Source organism: Nocardioides sp. cx-169 (genome assembly GCF_021083605.1).
Lineage (GTDB): Bacteria > Actinomycetota > Actinomycetes > Propionibacteriales > Nocardioidaceae > Nocardioides.
Window position 1 is genome coordinate 30,250 of the sequence record NZ_JAJNRO010000018.1, and the last position, 14,697, is coordinate 44,946.

A 14,697-nucleotide genomic window follows, 5' to 3' on the forward strand; every position below is an offset into this window, starting at 1 on the left:
CGTCTCCTGCCTAGTTGATGTTGACCATGGCGCCGCGCAGCCCGAGGGTCGCGGACGCCTTGATGTCGAAGGTCGCGGAGGCCTCCAGCGACGCGGTGCCGTCGGCCTTGCCCTTGATGGACATGGCCTGGATCTCCACCGCGCCCGAGGGCGCCTTGAGGGTCAGGTCGCCCTTCGCGGCCGACAGCTCGATCCCGTCGTCGGACAGCGTGATGCGGTTGCCGCTCGCGGCCTCGAGGGTGACCGTCGAGTCCTCCTCGGCCAGCGTCAGCACGTGCCCGCCCGCCGTGCGGAGCACGACGCTCCCGTCGTCGCCCTCGGTGAAGACCAGCTCGTGGCCCGAGGCCGTGCGCAGCGCGCGGACGGCGTTCTCCTCCCCGGGTTGGAACGGCGGCGCGAAGGTCGCGCTCCACAGGCTGCCCAGGACCACGGGGTCGTCGACCGAGCCGTCGAGGAAGCCGACGAGCACCTCCTGGTCGAGGTCCGGGACCGCGTAGAGCCCTTGCTCCTTCCCGGCGTACGGCGTGGCGAGGCGGGCCCAGACCGCCTCGGTCGCGCCGGCCCACGGGTAGGCGACCTTGACCCGCGCCTGCTTCTCGGTGTCGGCCAGGTCGGTCACCACGCCGACGACGAGGGTGCGGCTCGGCGGCGCCGGGTCGGCGGGGGCCAGCCGGGCCGGACGGCCGAGGCCGAGCTCGGTGGTGAAGCCGGAGCGCCCCAGCCGGTGCCGCACGGACGCGACGTACAGCGGGCCGCCGAGGCGCCGGCCGGTGCCGCGCACCGTCACCCAGCTGTCACAGCGCAGCGCGGGGTTGCCGACGAGCCGGGCGGAGCCGGTGACATGGCGCAGCTCGGCGGTCCGTGCCCGTGCGGTCGCGAGCAGGTCGGTCTCGGCGCTGGTGCCGACGGCGGGGCCGGCCTCGGTCTCCTCGCGCTGGGGCCAGCCGAGGTCGCCGACCGTCGCGGCGTGGTCGCGGCGCTCGCCCGTGCCGAGGCCGCCGGTGGCCGAGGCGGCCGCCGAGACGACGGCGGCCTGCTGGTCGGCGTCCCAGCCGGCGGCGCTCGACGACGACGGCAGCGCACCGACGTCCTGGGTGACGTGCAGCTCCACGACGTCCTTGGTCCAGGTCAGCTCGACCGGGGTCCCGGCCGGGGCCACGGGCGGGCGGAACACCAGCGTGCGGTCGCGCACGTACGTCACCCACCCGAGCGCCTCGGCCCGCGCCACCAGGTGCGGCCAGGGCCGCTCGCGGTCCAGGACGGCGACGGCCCGGTCGGCGCCGTCCTCGGTGTCCGCGCGCAGGCCGTAGTCGGCGGCGAGGGCCGCGACGAGGTCGCCGTCGGTGGTCTCCTCCAGCACCCGCGACCGGGCCGGCCCGGCGAGCAGCACCGAGCGGCTGCGGGCCTCCACGCGCAGGGTGGGCGCCTGGTCGCCGGTGAAGTGCCCGGTCACCGCGGTCACGACGCCGGCGAAGACCGTGGCCAGCGTGCTGTGGTAGCCGAGGCTCACCTCGAGCTCAGCGCCGGGGACCAGGGGACCGTCGTCGGACCAGCGGACCTCGCGCTTGTCCGGGTCCCAGTTCTGCACCAGGAGCACGCACCTGCCGTGCCGGTCGACCTCCTCGGTCACGTCGACCTCGACCACGTCGTCGGCGAGGCGGGGCTCCGCCGGGCGACCGCCGATGCGGACCTCGACCTCGGGCCGGTCGGTGCTGGTCGGGAGCCCGGGCATCAGGACTTCTCCTTCGGCGGGAGCATTAGGACCGAGCCCACGTCCAGGACCCGCGGGTTGGCCAGGTCGTTGGCCTCGGCGAGCGGGCGCCACCAGGCCGGGTCGCCGTAGACCTCGTGGGCGATGGCGTCGATCCGGTCGCCCTCGGAGACCAGCCAGGTCTGGTAGAGGTCGGGGGAGTTGGTCCGCTCCGTGGCGGCGCGCACCTCGGGCGCCACGACCTCCTGGAGCGTCACCTTCACGGTGGCCCGCAGCGGCTGGCCGGTGCGGTCGAAGAGCGTGTAGGTCACCTCGGCCTGGGTGAGGACGCCGCGGAAGTCGAAGCGGCCCCAGTGCGCGTGCAGGTAGTAGGGCTGGTGGGTGTCGGACTGCAGGCGGGCCAGCTGGAGCAGGCCCTCGATGCGGACCGCGACCCCCGCCGCGCTCTCCAGCACCCCGGTGCCGTCGAAGAACAGGTCGAGGGACACCTGGTCCGGCTCGCCGCCGGCGTAGGACGTGTCGGGCGTGGAGGCGCCCGTGGAGCGGGTGTTGCGGTAGAGGTTCTTGCGGGTGAACGCCAGCTGCGTGGGGTTGAACAGCGCGAGCCACGGTGGCCCGGCGGGGCGCCGGAAGGCCTGGTCGGTGAAGGGCTGGATGGCCAGCTTGGCCAGCTGCCGCTCGTCGAGGATCACCGGTCCCACTCCCGCCGCAGGATCTCCACGACCCGCTCGGTCGCCCGTCGTACGACGGCGTCCAGCTGCTCGGGCGAGAGCCCGGCGCCCGCGGCCGAGGCGCCGCCGCTCGCGGCGCCGGCCTCCGGGGCCAGCACGACCTCGGTGACGATCTCGGTGATGACGACGGGCATCTCAGCCGTCCAGCCCGAGCAGGCGCAGCCCGTGGTGCGCGATCTCCATGGTCTCCACGGCCACCGCGGCCGACTGGGCGTCCAGGTCGGGGCCCGACATCTTCACCGGCCAGCCGCGCGTGAACGCCCAGGCCCGCACCGGCGCGAGCTCCCCGTCGCGCCAGGCCAGCAGGTGCACCTGGCCGTCGCGCGGGCGCACCGCGCCCTGGGCCAGGAACTCGCCCCACCAGTCCCACAGCCCCAGCCCGGGGCCGGCGCCCTGCTTGAGCACGAGGTTGGCGAACCCGGCGCGCGAGGGCAGCCGGTGGGTGAACCGGTTCTCCCCGCCCTCGGCGTACTCCTCCACCCCGACCTCGCCGCCGAGGCCGGTGCACTGCGAGAAGTCGCTCTCGCCCAGCCCGTCGATCTCGAGGCGGAAGTGCGCCCCGAGATGCGGGTGCGGTCGGGTGCCGGGCGTGACGCTCACGCCACCTCCACCTCGACGCCCTCGTGGACGACCTCCATGGACTCGATGGCGATCTCGTTGCCGCTGCCCTTGAGCCCCGGGCCCTCGATCTTGACCGGCCAGGCGTCGCGGATCTTCCAGGTCATCACCGGCGCGCGCTCCTCGTTGAGCAGGCTGACGGTGACCGTGCGGCGCTGCACGGCGCCGGCGGTGATCGAGTTGAACCAGTCGAAGAGGCCGTTGCCGGACTCGGCCGGGACGATCCCGCGCTTGAACGTGACGTTGCCGTACTTGCGCAGGCCGGGGATCTTCTGCACCGACAGGCTGCGGTCGGCGCCGCCGCGGTAGTCGACGGCATCGGCCTCCATGGTGAGGCCGCTGACCTCCGAGAACGACGAGGTCTGCTGGGAGTCGCCCCAGCTGACTTGGAAGTGGAGGGTGGTGAGGGGATACACGGCGGTGGCCTTTCTGGCTGGCGGGGGAGGGGGCTCTGGAGGTGGGCGAACTACTCGGAGAGCCGCTTGTGGCTGAAGCGGAAGACGACGAACTCGGCCGGCTTGGACGGCGCGATGGCCACCTCGGTGATGACCAGGCCGTTGTCGATGTCGGTCTCGCTCATGGTCGAGCCGAGCCCCACGCGCACCCGGTAGGCCTGGGCGGCCACCTCGCCGGCCAGGGCGCCGGAGCGCCACAGCTGGTCGAGGAGCCCCTCCAGGCTGGCCTTGATCCGCAGCCAGGTCGTCGCCGTGTTGGGCTCGAACACCACCCACTGCGTGCCCCGTTCCACCGACACCTCGACCATGTTGAACAGCCGCCGCACGTTGATGTAGCGCCAGATCGCGTCGTCGGTGGCGTTGCGCGCTCCCCACACCCGGCTGCCGCGACCGGGGAAGGCCCGGATCAGGTTGACCCCGGCTGGGTTGAGCAGCTCCTGCCGGGCCTGGGTGTACTGCTGGTCGAGCCCGACGATCCCGCTCACGCGCTCGTTGCCGGGAGCCTTGTGGACACCCCGCTCGCGGTCGGTGCGCGCCATCACCCCGGCGACGAAGCCGCTGGGCGGCACCAGCCGGTAGCGATCGGGCGACGACGGGTCGAGGTCGAGGATCTTCAGGTGCGGCGCGAAGACCGCGGCGTACGTCGTGGACACCGCGGTGTTGCGCCACTCCAGCACCTTCTCGTCATCACCGCGTGGCGCGTCGAGCACCGCGAAGCGCCGGAACCTCTCGCAGTGGCGCACCAGCGCGTCGGCGAGGTCGTACTGCGCCAACGGGTCGTCGAAGGTGAGCAGGTCGGGGCAGCAGACCATCGCGGGCTCCGGCTCGATGTCGAGGGAGGCGATCGCGCGGCGGTAGTCCTGCGGTGTCGGCGCGACGTCGCTGCCGGCCGTGGCGGGCACGGCGAGCGCCGGCGTGGTCGTCTCGGCGGGGGCGGCGGCGCCGCCGGCGCGGGGCGCGACGGTCACCAGCTGCGAGACCTCGTTGATGATCCCGTCGCGCGCGTAGTACTGCGGGTGGTCGCGCTCCAGCGCCAGGCCCTTGAACGTCTCCGAGCCGGCGCGGCCCGAGACCGACAGCGAGAACCGCAGCGGGTAGAGCCGCGTGGACACGAAGCAGCGCAGCTCGAGCACGCCGGGGTCGAATGTCGTCGCGACGGCGGTGCTCACGTCGGTCGTGTCGGCGAAGCCGAGCAGGTAGACGTCGCCGCCGATCGAGCCGACCTCGACGATCTCGGCCATCTTCGTGCTCGTGAAGCGCACCCGGTCGCCGACCTCCGGCGGCCGGGCACAGCGCACCAGCACGCCCTGCGAGGCGTCGGTGGGGAGGAGGAACTCCACGGTCGTGAACGTCGCGGCCAGGGTGTCGCCGGCATCGACGGCGAAGCCTGGAGCGTCCGCGGTGCGGGTGACCGTGGCACCGGTGGTGCCGGCGGCCGGCCGCAGCCGCAGCCGGGTGCCGGCGGGGACGAACGAGTACGCCGCCGCGAGCTGCTCGGTGCTCGGGGAGACCCACTCGCGTCGCTCGCCGAAGACGGTCACCCCCAGCCGGGCCTCCACCTCGATCGGACCGGCGGGCGGGGGCTGGGGGAAGCGCAGCGCGTTGGTGGTGCCGCCGACCCAGCGGCCCTCGAGGCCGTTGGCGGCGCGGGCGCGCAGATTGGTCGTCATGGCGGCGAGGCCGGGCTCGAGCCCGGCGGTCTCCAGCCACAGGATCGAGCCCAGCGGCAGGTCCTCGGGGGAGCCGGCCGGGATCGTGCCCCGGAAGCGGGCGATCCGGGAGGTGAACTGGGCGCCGGGCACGGCCCCGGCCGCCGCGGCCGCCGCGGTGAAGCTCAGCGCCGCGCCCTGCGGGACCGCCGCGGTGGCGCGCCACGTGAACCGGCTGCGGTCGCCGAGCTCGGCCTGCACGACGTCGCCCTTCTTCAGCCCGGTCCCGGTCACGGTGACCTGCGTGGCGCCGGCCGGCACCACACCGGTGACCACCGATCCGGCCGGCAGCGTGAACGCACCGCCGGCGGTGCGTCGCACGGTGATGGTGCCGCTGCCGACGTCCTGCACGGTGGCCTCGGCCGCGGCCGCCGCCTCGTTGGCCTGGAGCAGCAGGACCGGGTCGCCCCGCGTGACCCCCAGGGTGGAGTCGACGGGCAGCACGGTGTCGCCCGAGAACGGCGTGGTCGTGCGCACGCGCGCCCGGTAGAGCTGGGCCGAGCCGCTGTCGCGGTCCGGCGCGGCCGACACGGTGAGGTCGGCCGCCCACGAGCCCGGCGAGCTGGCCGTGACCGTGAACGCCTCGGCCCCCGCGCCGTCGCGCACGGTCCAGGTGCCGGCGATCGAGGGGTCGGCGCGCACGACGTAGGCCGCGGGGCCGCCGTTCTCGAAGAACCCGTAGACCGCCTCGGCGGTGAAGCCGGAGCCGGCGTTGCCGTCGAAGATCCGCTGGAAGTCCGTCCAGCCGTTCACCCGCGTCGGCGTGCGGCTGGGGCCGCGGCGGGTGCGGCCGATGATGGCCAGCACGCTGGTCGAGGCGGGCGCGATCGGCTGGGGGCCGCTCGGGACCTCCTCGACGTACACGCCGGGGGCGAAGTAGGTGCTCACGTGCTCCTCCTGGGGATTCTCACGCGGGGGTCACCGCGTGCAGTCGGGTGTCGGTCTGGAAGGGCTGCAGGGCGTGGCGCTCGACGAGGGCGCCGTCGACGAGCAGGTCGAAGGGCGTCTCCGAGGCGGTCCACCGCCGGGCGTCGGTCGCGTAGCGGCCCGGGGTGCCGGCCACCGCGACCAGGTCGATGGCCGGCTGCCCGGGGGGCGCCAGGGTGACGGTGCGCCCGGTGGCGGGGGTGTCGGTGCGGGTGCGCAGGTCGACGGTGACGGTCTGGTCGACGGGGGTGAGCTCGTGGGTGTGGTCGCCGGTGACGTCCAGCTCCACGGTGGGGTTCTCCACCGTGGCGGCCACGAGCGGGTCTGCCACCGTGATCCGCACGCGCGGGCGGCGGCGCGCACGCTCGACGGGGGTCAGGTCCGGGTCGGGCGCCACGAGGGCGGGCTGGGCGTGCAGGACCACCGCGCCGGCGACGTACCGCACCGACCACCACCAGGGGCTCGGCGGGACGAGGCGCACGGCCACGCCGGGTACCGGCCCGCGCGTGACGGCGTGGCGGACCGTGACGGTGTGGACCACCTCGCGGCGGCGGCCCTCGACGGGTGCGGCCGTCATGGCGTCCCCGCCAGGTCGATGCGGTGGGCGAGGACCCGGCCGTCGCCGTCGAGGCCGGGCAGGAGCCGCACCGGGGCGACGTCGACGGTGTAGAACAGCGCGAGCCGCCCGGGCCGGCCCAGGACACTCCACACCTGGTTGCGCTCGTCGGCGGTGGTGTTGCGCAGCCGCACGGTCACCCGCTCGACCTGCTCGCCCAGGGTCAGGGGCAGCTCGTCCTGCCCCAGGACGGGGGTGGTGTGGAAGACCGCGATGACCCGCGTCAGCCGGGCCATGGCCTCGTCGTGCGGGCCGAAGTAGGTCACCAGGTAGCTCAGCCGCAGCTGCATCGGCGCCCGCTGCAGGCGCCCGGCCACCTCGACCGGGGGGCTGTTGCGCAGGTGGTCGTGCTCGTCGACGGCCAGCAGGCAGAGGGCGAGCTTGTCCTTGGCCGGCGCGGCGTCGGCCGCCGAGAGCGAGTGCACGACCACCCAGGAGCCGAGGTCCGGCGTGCGGGAGTGCAGGTGGGCGACCAGCGCCCGGGTCACCTCGTTGATCACGGCTCGGCTTCCCACTCCACCCGCAGGCCGTCCTCGGCGAAGGTGTCGCGCACCAGCGCGTCCACGTCGGCGAGGCCGGCGACCCCCCGGCAGTCCCCGTCGGGCAGCTGGTCGGGCAGCTGGTCGGGTGGCGGGTCGGGTGGCGGGGAGGGCAGGTGCCGGATGCGCCCGCGCAGGCGCAGCAGACGGCTGGCGACCTCCCGCGGCTCGGCCCACAGCTCGAGCAGGAAGCGGTGCTTCTCGACCGGTCGGTGGGGCGCCCAGGGCATGGCTCCTGACTACGCCGCGCCGATCACCGCACCGTCACCGTGGGCCCGTCCGGTCACCGTCCGGTCACCGCCGGGCGAGGCGCTCGCGCTCGAGGCGCAGCTCCCGCAGCGAGCGTCGCAGGCGCGCGGCGGCGCGGCGCAGCTCGGCGTCGGAGCGCTCGAGCTCGCGGATGGCCCGGTCGTAGGTCTCGGCCGAGGGGTGGCGCATCGTCGTGGACACCCGCGCCACGGCGACGGTCTCCGGCAGCGGCTCGACGCCGAGCTCGTCGCCGAGCAGTTGGCGGCAGCGCGCCAGCTGCCGGGCGGCGAGCTGGGGCAGCCCCGCGTCGGCGTACAGCTGCATGACCAGGCGGTGCAGGTCCTCGCGCAGGGGCTCGGCGGCCACGGCGGCGCGGGCGTGCTCGAGGGCGTCGTCGGCCCGGCCGCGCAGGCGCAGCCACTCCGCCAACCCCACCAGGGCCTGGAGGTGCAGGTCGGAGAGCCGGCCGCGCTCGCGCAGCGCCCAGTCGGTGTAGGTGCCGCCGAGGAAGTCGCCGCGGTAGAGCGCCACGGCGCGGGTGACGCGCTCGGCGTCCGCGTCGCTCCAGCGGTGGTACGGCGGAAGGTGGCGGCAGGTCGTCGCGAACTCCACGGCGTCGACCCACACCTCGCACGTCGGCGAGACCGCCACCCCGTGGCCCACGGAGGTGAGCACCGAGTCGCGCGCGACGCCGTCCGGCTCGAGCTGGCGCCGCAGCCGCCAGACCGCCGTGTTGAGCCGGCGCCGGGCGAAAGCGTCGGACTCGCTCTCCCCCACGACGTCGGCGAGCCGGTCGCGGTCGACGGGCTGGCCGTGGCGCAGCAGCAGGTAGGCGAGCAGGGCGGTGGAGGCCGGGGGCAGACTGACGGGGCGGCCGTCGCGGGTGAACGTGGCGGCGCCGAATAGGTGGCCAGTGACCGAGACCATGCGCACTGCTCCGATCCTGCCTCCGCCACTGCATCCGGCGAGGGCATCGCCACGCTTCCACACCGCGCGCCCGGCGGACAATGATCCATCCGAGCCATCTCTGGCTAACATGGAACGCGTTCTAGTTTTGCGACCCGGAGGCGACATGACGGCGACCCCTGCCATCGAGGGCTGGTTCACGACGGGCGCCGACCCGGCGCTCCTCGGCAGCCGGTGCACGGCCTGCGCGACGGTCTTCTTCCCGAAGCTGGACGGCTTCTGCCGCAACCCCGCGTGCTCCGGCGAGGCCTTCGAGGAGGTCCCCTTGTCGCGGCACGGGCGGGTGTGGTCCTACACCGACGCGCAGTACCAGCCGCCGCCGCCGTACGTGCCGGCCGCCGAGCCCTACGAGCCGTTCGCGCTCGCGGCCGTCGAGCTGCCCGAGGGACTGGTCGTGCTCGGCCAGGTCGCCCAGGGCTACGGAGTCGCCCACCTGGCCGTCGGTCAGGAGGCCGAGCTCGTGGTCGAGACGCTCTACACCGACGAGTCGGGCGAGCGCACGATCTGGCGCTGGAAGCCGGTGGTGGAGCTGGGAGAGGAGGCCGACCAGTGAGCACGGAGGTCGCGGTGGCGGGCGTGGGCATGCACCCCTGGGGCAAGTGGGGCAGGAGCTTCGTGACGTACGGCGTGCACGCGGCCCGGGAGGCGCTGGCCGACGCCGGCATCGCGTGGACCGACGTCGACCTCGTCGTCGGCGGCGAGACCGTCCGCAACGGCTACGCCGGCTACGTCGCCGGCGCGACGTTCGCCCAGGCGCTGGGCTGGAACGGCGCGCGCGTCGCCACGTCGTACGCCGCCTGCGCGACCGGGGCGCAGGCCCTCGACACCGCGCGCGCCCGGATCCTCGCCGGGATGTGCGAGGTGGCGGTGGTGATCGGCGCGGACACCACGCCCAAGGGCTTCCTCGCGCCCAACGCGGGGGAGCGGTGGGACGACCCGGACTGGCTGCGCTTCCGGCTGCTGGGGATGACCAACCCGGCGTACTTCGCGCTCTACGCGCGGCGGCGCATGGACCTCTACGGTGCGACGCAGGCCGACTTCGCCCAGGTGAAGGTGAAGAACGCCAAGCACGGCCTGCACAACCCCAACGCCCGCTACCGCAAGGAGGTGTCGGTCGACGACGTCCTCGGCTCGGCGGTGGTCTCCGATCCCCTGCACCTGCTGGACATCTGCGCCACCTCCGACGGCGCGGCGGCGGTCGTGCTGACGAGCGTCGACTACGCGCGCCGGCACGGGCCGGGCTCGCCCGTGCGGGTCCGGGCGGTCTCGACGGTGACCCCGGCCTTCCCGCACACCGTCCTGGACATGCCGAACCTCTCCACCGACTCCAGCGCGGTCGCCGGGGTGCCGGAGCGCACGTTCAAGGAGTCCCTTGCCCGGGCGGCCTACGAGGAGGCCGGGATCGGCCCCGAAGACGTCGACGTGGCCGAGGTCTACGACCTGTCCACCGCACTCGAGCTCGACTGGATCGAGGACCTCGCCCTCTGCGGGCGCGGCGAGGCCGAGGCCCTGCTTCGCGCCGGCGACACGGCGGTCGGCGGCCGGATCCCGGTCAACCCGTCCGGGGGCCTCGCCTGCTTCGGCGAGGCCGTCCCCGCCCAGGCCCTCGCCCAGGTCTGCGAGCTCACCTGGCAACTGCGCGGCCAGGCCACCGGCCGCCAGGTCGAGGGCGCCCGCGTCGGCATCACCGCCAACCAGGGCCTCTTCGGCCACGGCTCCTCGGTGATCCTCTCGACCTAGGTCTCGAGGCCCAGCTCGACCACGAGCTCGTCACGGTGCCTCTGGGCGGGTCTCCACCACGCGGGCACGGCGGTCCGCTCCCACGCTGCGACGGGGACCAGCCCGCGCGCCGCGAGCGTGGTCATCAGGAGGCTCTCCGCTGCGGGATCGCGTGCGAATGCGAAGGGGTTGCGGTATCGCCCGTCCCGGAGCCGGGGGTACTTCGCATCGTCCTCAGCGATGAGGCGCAGGAGCTCGTGGCCACGTCCCTCGACGTAGGAGAGGAAGGCGCGGTCGAAGGGCCCCACCTGTCGCCTGGTGTCGGGGTCTTTGCGCACCCACTTGGACCAGTCGAAGCCGTACAGGAAGTCGTGCAGGTACTGGAACCCGACGCTCGATCTGCCGCCGTAGATCTGCATGATCCGCGTGTACAGCTGCTCGTAGCCCTGGATCAGCTCGATCGGGTCTCGCGCCGCGATCGCCTGCCGGAGCAGGCTTTCGGCGAGGTAGCCGAAGTCCCAGAAGATGTTGTTCGGGAAGTGTCGCGCCGATTCGAGCACGATGCGCTCGAGTGAGGAGAGCAGCTGACGAGCCGTCGCCTCCTCGAGATGCGTGTCGGCGAGCCAGTGCGCCGGGTCCTCGCACCGGGGTGTCTGCCCACGGGGGTCGAGGGTCCGCGGCTCGAGGCCGTGGTCGAGCAGGACAGCGTCAAGCCATGGCACGTTGCTCTCCCCGTCAGGCCCGGGGACGGGCGCATGCTTCGTGGATCTCGGTCAGCCAACGCTCGAAGGAGTCGAAACCTCGTGCCAGCTGCCGCATCGCCTCGGTCCCGATCGCCACGCCGTCCACGCCGGCGACGCCGCGGATCCGAGCCACGTCTCCCGCGCTCCGGATCCCGAAACCGCAGAGGACGGTGGAGCCAGGCGCGTGCCTCTTGATGCCCTCGACGGCCGACTGGATCGCTGCGGTGGGCAGCATCGTGCCACCGGTCCGGTCGGCGACACCGAGGTAGATCAGGGCCGGAGCATCGACGCTGCGCAGCTCGTCGTCCAGATCCCCGGACAAGGCGGAGACGAAGCGAACCAGGTGGGGTCGAGGTCCTACGCCGGATCGCACGGCGCGCTCGACCCTCACGTCGTCGGTCATGACGGCGTCGATCGCAGTGCCGAGCTCCTCGCCGGCGAAGGCGGCTGCGTCGCGGCCCCCGTCCGCGATGTGGATCAGCAGGTTGGGCCGGAACTGTGCATAGAACCTCAGCAACGCGGTGTCGGACAGTCCTAGCCCGGCGGCCCCGTCGTGCGCCTCTCGGATCATCCGGCTCACCGGCGAGTCTCGCCACGAGGCCACGGGGAGGCCGCACTCCACGACGTCGACGCGCCGTTCACGCAGCAGGTCGAACGCGCGCTCGGAGCGGGATGGGGAAGGGAAACCGTGGACGAGGTAGACCGCCAGGGCCAACCGGCCAGCGTCGCTGCCGGCTCGGATCGCGTCGACGACGCCGAGGTTCGTCACGGTCGTCCCGAGGTGGCGGCGACCGCTCTTGCCAGCACTGCCGGGTCGGCGAGGGTCGCGGGATGGCGCAGCATGTAGGTCACGTCGTTGAAAGCGCGCGTGACCTCGCCGTCGAGCAAGGTCGCGGCGGTGATCTGCTCCATGGCCCAGCGCTGCTGCCGTACGTCGTCGGGCACCTCGGTCCCCTTCTCGGCATCGAGGCGAGCGGCGTCGCCCCCGGCCGAGACCGCCCAGGCCGCGTCCACGACCACGCCCTGAAGCTCGAAGAACTGCCGAGCAGCCGTGCTGAGATCGGGCTCACCGCCGAGGTAGAGCGCCAGGCAGGACGCATGCAGCGCGGCCGAGCTCATGCCCTGGCCGTAGATGGGGTTGAACGACGCGACAGCGTCGCCCACGCTGACCAGGCGCGCGGGGAAGTGGCTCGCCTGGGTGAAGTGACGACGTCGGCTCTCGGCCTGGTGGTAGGTCACCACGTCGCGCGTGAGCGCTCCGGCAGTGGCTTCGGAGAAGACGCCTGGCAGCCCGGCGCAGGCGGCGCGGAACTCCTCGATCGTGCGCCCGGGCCGGCTCTTGCCGTAACCCATCAGCATGACGAGCCACTGCTGGTCCTCGATCGCGTTCGCCGCGGCGACCGACACCCCGCCCGAGGGGTACTCGGGCGAGAAGAGCCCCAAGGCGCCGGCTGTCGCCAGGTCCGCGAGCGTCACCGGGCGCTCGAACAGGGCGGTCGCGTAGTTGATGGGGGCTTCCAGCCGCTCGAGGTGCGGTTCGGTGTACCCGCTCGCCTTGAGCCAGCTCGACAGTCTGCTGGAGCGTCCCATGGCATCCACGACGAAGTCCGCTTCGAGCACCTCGGTGCTCCCATCGCCCCGGTCGCCCTCGGCGCCCGGGGCGTACTCGACGGCGCTGACCGCATCGTCGGCGTACTGCAACCCGGTGGCCCGCCCCCACACGACGGAGACGTGGGGAAGAGAGGTCACCCGGTCCCGGATCAGGGCCTCCAGGAGGGGTCGGCCGATCGCGAGCAGGTGATGGCCCGCACCGTCCGGGGCCTGACGCACGCCGTCGAAGGCGGTGACCGCCTGGTCCGCGCCGACCAAGGAGGCGCCGCGGCTCTGTGCCTCCTCCGTGATGCCCGGAGCCCACCGCTCCAGCCACAGGTGGCCGGCCGGGAGCAGCGTGTGCACCTGCTGGTCCTGGGGGACTCCGGGACGCGAGCCGCCGGGCGCCAGGGGCTCGTCGGCCTCGATGACGACCACCCGGCGGGCGCGGTCGGAGAGCACCCGCGCGGCCAGGAGCCCCGCGACGCTGCCGCCGATCACGCAGGCCGTGTCCACCAGCACGGGCAGGTCTCCGTGCGGGTCTCCGGGCGGGCCGACCCGGACGATCTCTTCGAAGAGGGGGACTGGGGACTCGGTCATGGAACCAGCTTCCGTCGGTGGAGGTCTCGTCCACGGTGGTCCGACCGGAGCCTCTGCGTCTTGTGCCAGCCGGTCATCCGGTCGGTACCTCCGTGCCACGCCGGATCCGGAGCCGCTCGCACGCAGCTGCGTCCCTTCTCGACGCACGTAGCCTGTCGTGGTGGACCGTGCCGAGGGCATCGTGGGCTGGCGGGTCGGCGGTGCCTCGCGACCCGTGCTGGACATCACGGTGCCCTATGCGGACGAGCGCCGGAACCAGGCGTTGCTGAGGGAGTGGCGACGCCAGGCCGGCGCATCGTTCCCGGTGCCGCCGCTCAGGCTGCCGCGGCGCAGCGAAGGGTCCTATCGGGTCCGCATCCGCGCCTACGAGCTGCTCGATCTCCCGGTCCAGGACCAGTACAGCGACGCGGTCGCCGGGAGCACCGGTGGTGAGGGCGGGCACTACGGGGACGAGGTCGTCACCCACTTCACGCTCAGCGGCGAGTGGCGGTTCGCCTCCCGGGGCCAGGAGTCCAGGGTGGGGGCAGGGATGCTGGCTGTGCGACGCAACGAGCAACCCTGGGAGTTCGAGGTCGACCGAGGAACGCGAGCGATCGCGGTGGTCCTACCGGCGAGCGCGGTTCGTTTTCCGGCAGGGACCGTGGTGGTCGCAACTGATCAGGCGGCTCCCGCCGCTCGGCTGCTCCTCGCCCAGCTGCGTCTCTTCGCCGAGGTCTCCGGCGAGCTCGGGCTCGCAGCCACGACGGCAGCACGCGACGCCACGGTCGAGCTGTTTCAGGGCCTGGTGAACGACCAGGTCAACGACGACGCGAGCTTCGCTCCGGCGCTTCTCGAAGCGGCCAAGGGCCTGATCGAGGCCCGCCTGCTCCACGATCCCGACATCGCCCCCCGATCTATCGCCGAGGCGCTCAACGTGTCTCCGCGCACGCTCTACCGGGTCTTCGCCCAGGAGGCCGCACCGTCGGTGATGGCCTACGTCCTCGAACGACGCCTCGAACGCGCCCGGGCCGAGCTCCTCTCCACGCGCCTGACCGTGTCCGAGCTGGCCGGCCGCTGGCACTTCGCCGACGGCAGCCACTTCGCCAAGGCGTACAAGAAGCGGTTCGGCGAGACACCGACCGCCAGTCGCCGATCGTGAGCCGCTACGCGTCCTCGCCGACGTACACCCACTCGCCGCGCCGCAGCTCGAACGTGCTTCGCTCGCGCCGCTCGCCGGCGACCCCGTCGCGCGTGTACGACGCCACGAACTCCACCCAGTCCTCGCCGGAGTCGACGATCTCCAGGCCGGTCCACGTCAGCGCCGGGTCCGGCTCGATGGCGTCCGGGCGGGTGCGCGGGTGCCAGGTGCGGAAGACGTAGTCGAGCTCGTCGACGGCGTACGCCGCGTAGCGCGCGCGCATCAGCTCCACGGCGGACACCGCGGTCGCCGAGCCGCGGTGCAGGCGCCCGCAGCAGGCGTCGTACGTCGCGCCGCTGCCGCAGGGGCAGGTCTGCTGCAGGCTCATGGACGGCACCCTAGGCCAG

17 protein-coding genes are annotated in these 14,697 nt (G+C 73.5%); 3 read left to right on the forward strand and 14 right to left on the reverse strand.

What is annotated here, in order from left to right:
* Window positions 1–10: 10 nt before the first annotated feature.
* From LRP67_RS19975 to LRP67_RS20020, 10 genes are all read right to left on the reverse strand, one after another.
* Window positions 11–1,732 (reverse strand): phage baseplate assembly protein V, encoded by a 1,722-nt coding sequence (locus LRP67_RS19975; protein WP_231271895.1) that lies wholly within the window; start codon window positions 1,730–1,732, stop codon window positions 11–13.
* Complete coding sequence (locus tag LRP67_RS19980) at window positions 1,732–2,403, reverse strand: hypothetical protein (protein WP_231271896.1); 672 nt, start codon at window positions 2,401–2,403, stop codon at window positions 1,732–1,734. Before LRP67_RS19980 ends, LRP67_RS19975 begins: the two co-directional genes overlap by 1 nt.
* The gene (locus LRP67_RS19985) at window positions 2,400–2,576 is read right to left on the reverse strand and encodes a hypothetical protein (protein ID WP_231271897.1); all 177 of its coding nucleotides are present in this window, start codon (window positions 2,574–2,576) and stop codon (window positions 2,400–2,402) included. Before LRP67_RS19985 ends, LRP67_RS19980 begins: the two co-directional genes overlap by 4 nt.
* A 1-nt stretch (window position 2,577) precedes the next feature.
* Window positions 2,578–3,042 (reverse strand): phage tail protein, encoded by a 465-nt coding sequence (locus tag LRP67_RS19990; protein WP_231271898.1) that lies wholly within the window; start codon window positions 3,040–3,042, stop codon window positions 2,578–2,580.
* Complete coding sequence (locus LRP67_RS19995) at window positions 3,039–3,476, reverse strand: phage tail protein (RefSeq protein ID WP_231271899.1); 438 nt, start codon at window positions 3,474–3,476, stop codon at window positions 3,039–3,041. Before LRP67_RS19995 ends, LRP67_RS19990 begins: the two co-directional genes overlap by 4 nt.
* Before the next feature lie 50 nt (window positions 3,477–3,526).
* Window positions 3,527–6,112 (reverse strand): phage tail sheath subtilisin-like domain-containing protein, encoded by a 2,586-nt coding sequence (locus LRP67_RS21990; RefSeq protein WP_231271900.1) that lies wholly within the window; start codon window positions 6,110–6,112, stop codon window positions 3,527–3,529.
* 19 nt (window positions 6,113–6,131) lie between these two features.
* A complete protein-coding gene (locus LRP67_RS20005; protein WP_231271901.1) occupies window positions 6,132–6,728 on the reverse strand; it encodes a hypothetical protein in 597 nt (198 codons plus the stop codon).
* Window positions 6,725–7,267, reverse strand: coding sequence for a Pvc16 family protein (locus LRP67_RS20010; RefSeq protein ID WP_231271902.1), 543 nt, complete (start codon window positions 7,265–7,267; stop codon window positions 6,725–6,727). Before LRP67_RS20010 ends, LRP67_RS20005 begins: the two co-directional genes overlap by 4 nt.
* The gene (locus LRP67_RS20015; protein WP_231271903.1) at window positions 7,264–7,536 is read right to left on the reverse strand and encodes a hypothetical protein; all 273 of its coding nucleotides are present in this window, start codon (window positions 7,534–7,536) and stop codon (window positions 7,264–7,266) included. The genes LRP67_RS20010 and LRP67_RS20015 overlap by 4 nt, the downstream gene beginning before the upstream one ends.
* Window positions 7,537–7,600: 64 nt before the next feature.
* Entirely contained in the window at window positions 7,601–8,482 is an 882-nt protein-coding gene (locus tag LRP67_RS20020) for a BTAD domain-containing putative transcriptional regulator (RefSeq protein WP_231271904.1), read from the reverse strand.
* A 145-nt stretch (window positions 8,483–8,627) separates the two neighbouring features.
* On the opposite strand from LRP67_RS20020, the gene LRP67_RS20025 reads away from it, so the two are divergent.
* Together LRP67_RS20025 and LRP67_RS20030 are read left to right on the forward strand one after the other, a co-directional pair.
* Window positions 8,628–9,074, forward strand: coding sequence for a Zn-ribbon domain-containing OB-fold protein (locus LRP67_RS20025; RefSeq protein WP_231271905.1), 447 nt, complete (start codon window positions 8,628–8,630; stop codon window positions 9,072–9,074).
* The gene (locus LRP67_RS20030) at window positions 9,071–10,261 is read left to right on the forward strand and encodes a lipid-transfer protein (protein WP_231271906.1); all 1,191 of its coding nucleotides are present in this window, start codon (window positions 9,071–9,073) and stop codon (window positions 10,259–10,261) included. The genes LRP67_RS20025 and LRP67_RS20030 overlap by 4 nt, the downstream gene beginning before the upstream one ends.
* On the opposite strand, the gene LRP67_RS20035 is transcribed toward LRP67_RS20030, so the two are convergent.
* From LRP67_RS20035 to LRP67_RS20045, 3 genes are read right to left on the reverse strand one after another with little or no spacing between them, the layout of a single operon-like run.
* Window positions 10,258–10,962 carry a hypothetical protein gene (locus LRP67_RS20035; RefSeq protein ID WP_231271907.1) on the reverse strand — a complete coding sequence of 235 codons (705 nt, stop codon included), beginning with the start codon at window positions 10,960–10,962 and terminating at the stop codon, window positions 10,258–10,260. The genes LRP67_RS20030 and LRP67_RS20035 overlap by 4 nt on opposite strands.
* Window positions 10,963–10,975: 13 nt before the next feature.
* Window positions 10,976–11,752, reverse strand: a complete 777-nt coding sequence (locus LRP67_RS20040; RefSeq protein ID WP_231271908.1) for a tryptophan synthase subunit alpha — start codon at window positions 11,750–11,752, stop codon at window positions 10,976–10,978.
* On the reverse strand, window positions 11,749–13,173 hold the full coding sequence (locus tag LRP67_RS20045; RefSeq protein ID WP_231271909.1) for an NAD(P)/FAD-dependent oxidoreductase: 1,425 nt from the start codon (window positions 13,171–13,173) through the stop codon (window positions 11,749–11,751). Before LRP67_RS20045 ends, LRP67_RS20040 begins: the two co-directional genes overlap by 4 nt.
* Before the next feature lie 160 nt (window positions 13,174–13,333).
* Here LRP67_RS20045 and LRP67_RS20050 point away from each other — a divergent pair, with 160 nt between their 5' ends.
* A complete protein-coding gene (locus tag LRP67_RS20050) occupies window positions 13,334–14,311 on the forward strand; it encodes an AraC family transcriptional regulator (protein WP_231271910.1) in 978 nt (325 codons plus the stop codon).
* 4 nt (window positions 14,312–14,315) lie between these two features.
* Here the strand turns inward: LRP67_RS20050 and LRP67_RS20055 are convergent, their stop codons facing one another.
* Window positions 14,316–14,678, reverse strand: a complete 363-nt coding sequence (locus LRP67_RS20055; protein WP_231271911.1) for a YchJ family protein — start codon at window positions 14,676–14,678, stop codon at window positions 14,316–14,318.
* Window positions 14,679–14,697 lie beyond the last annotated feature (19 nt).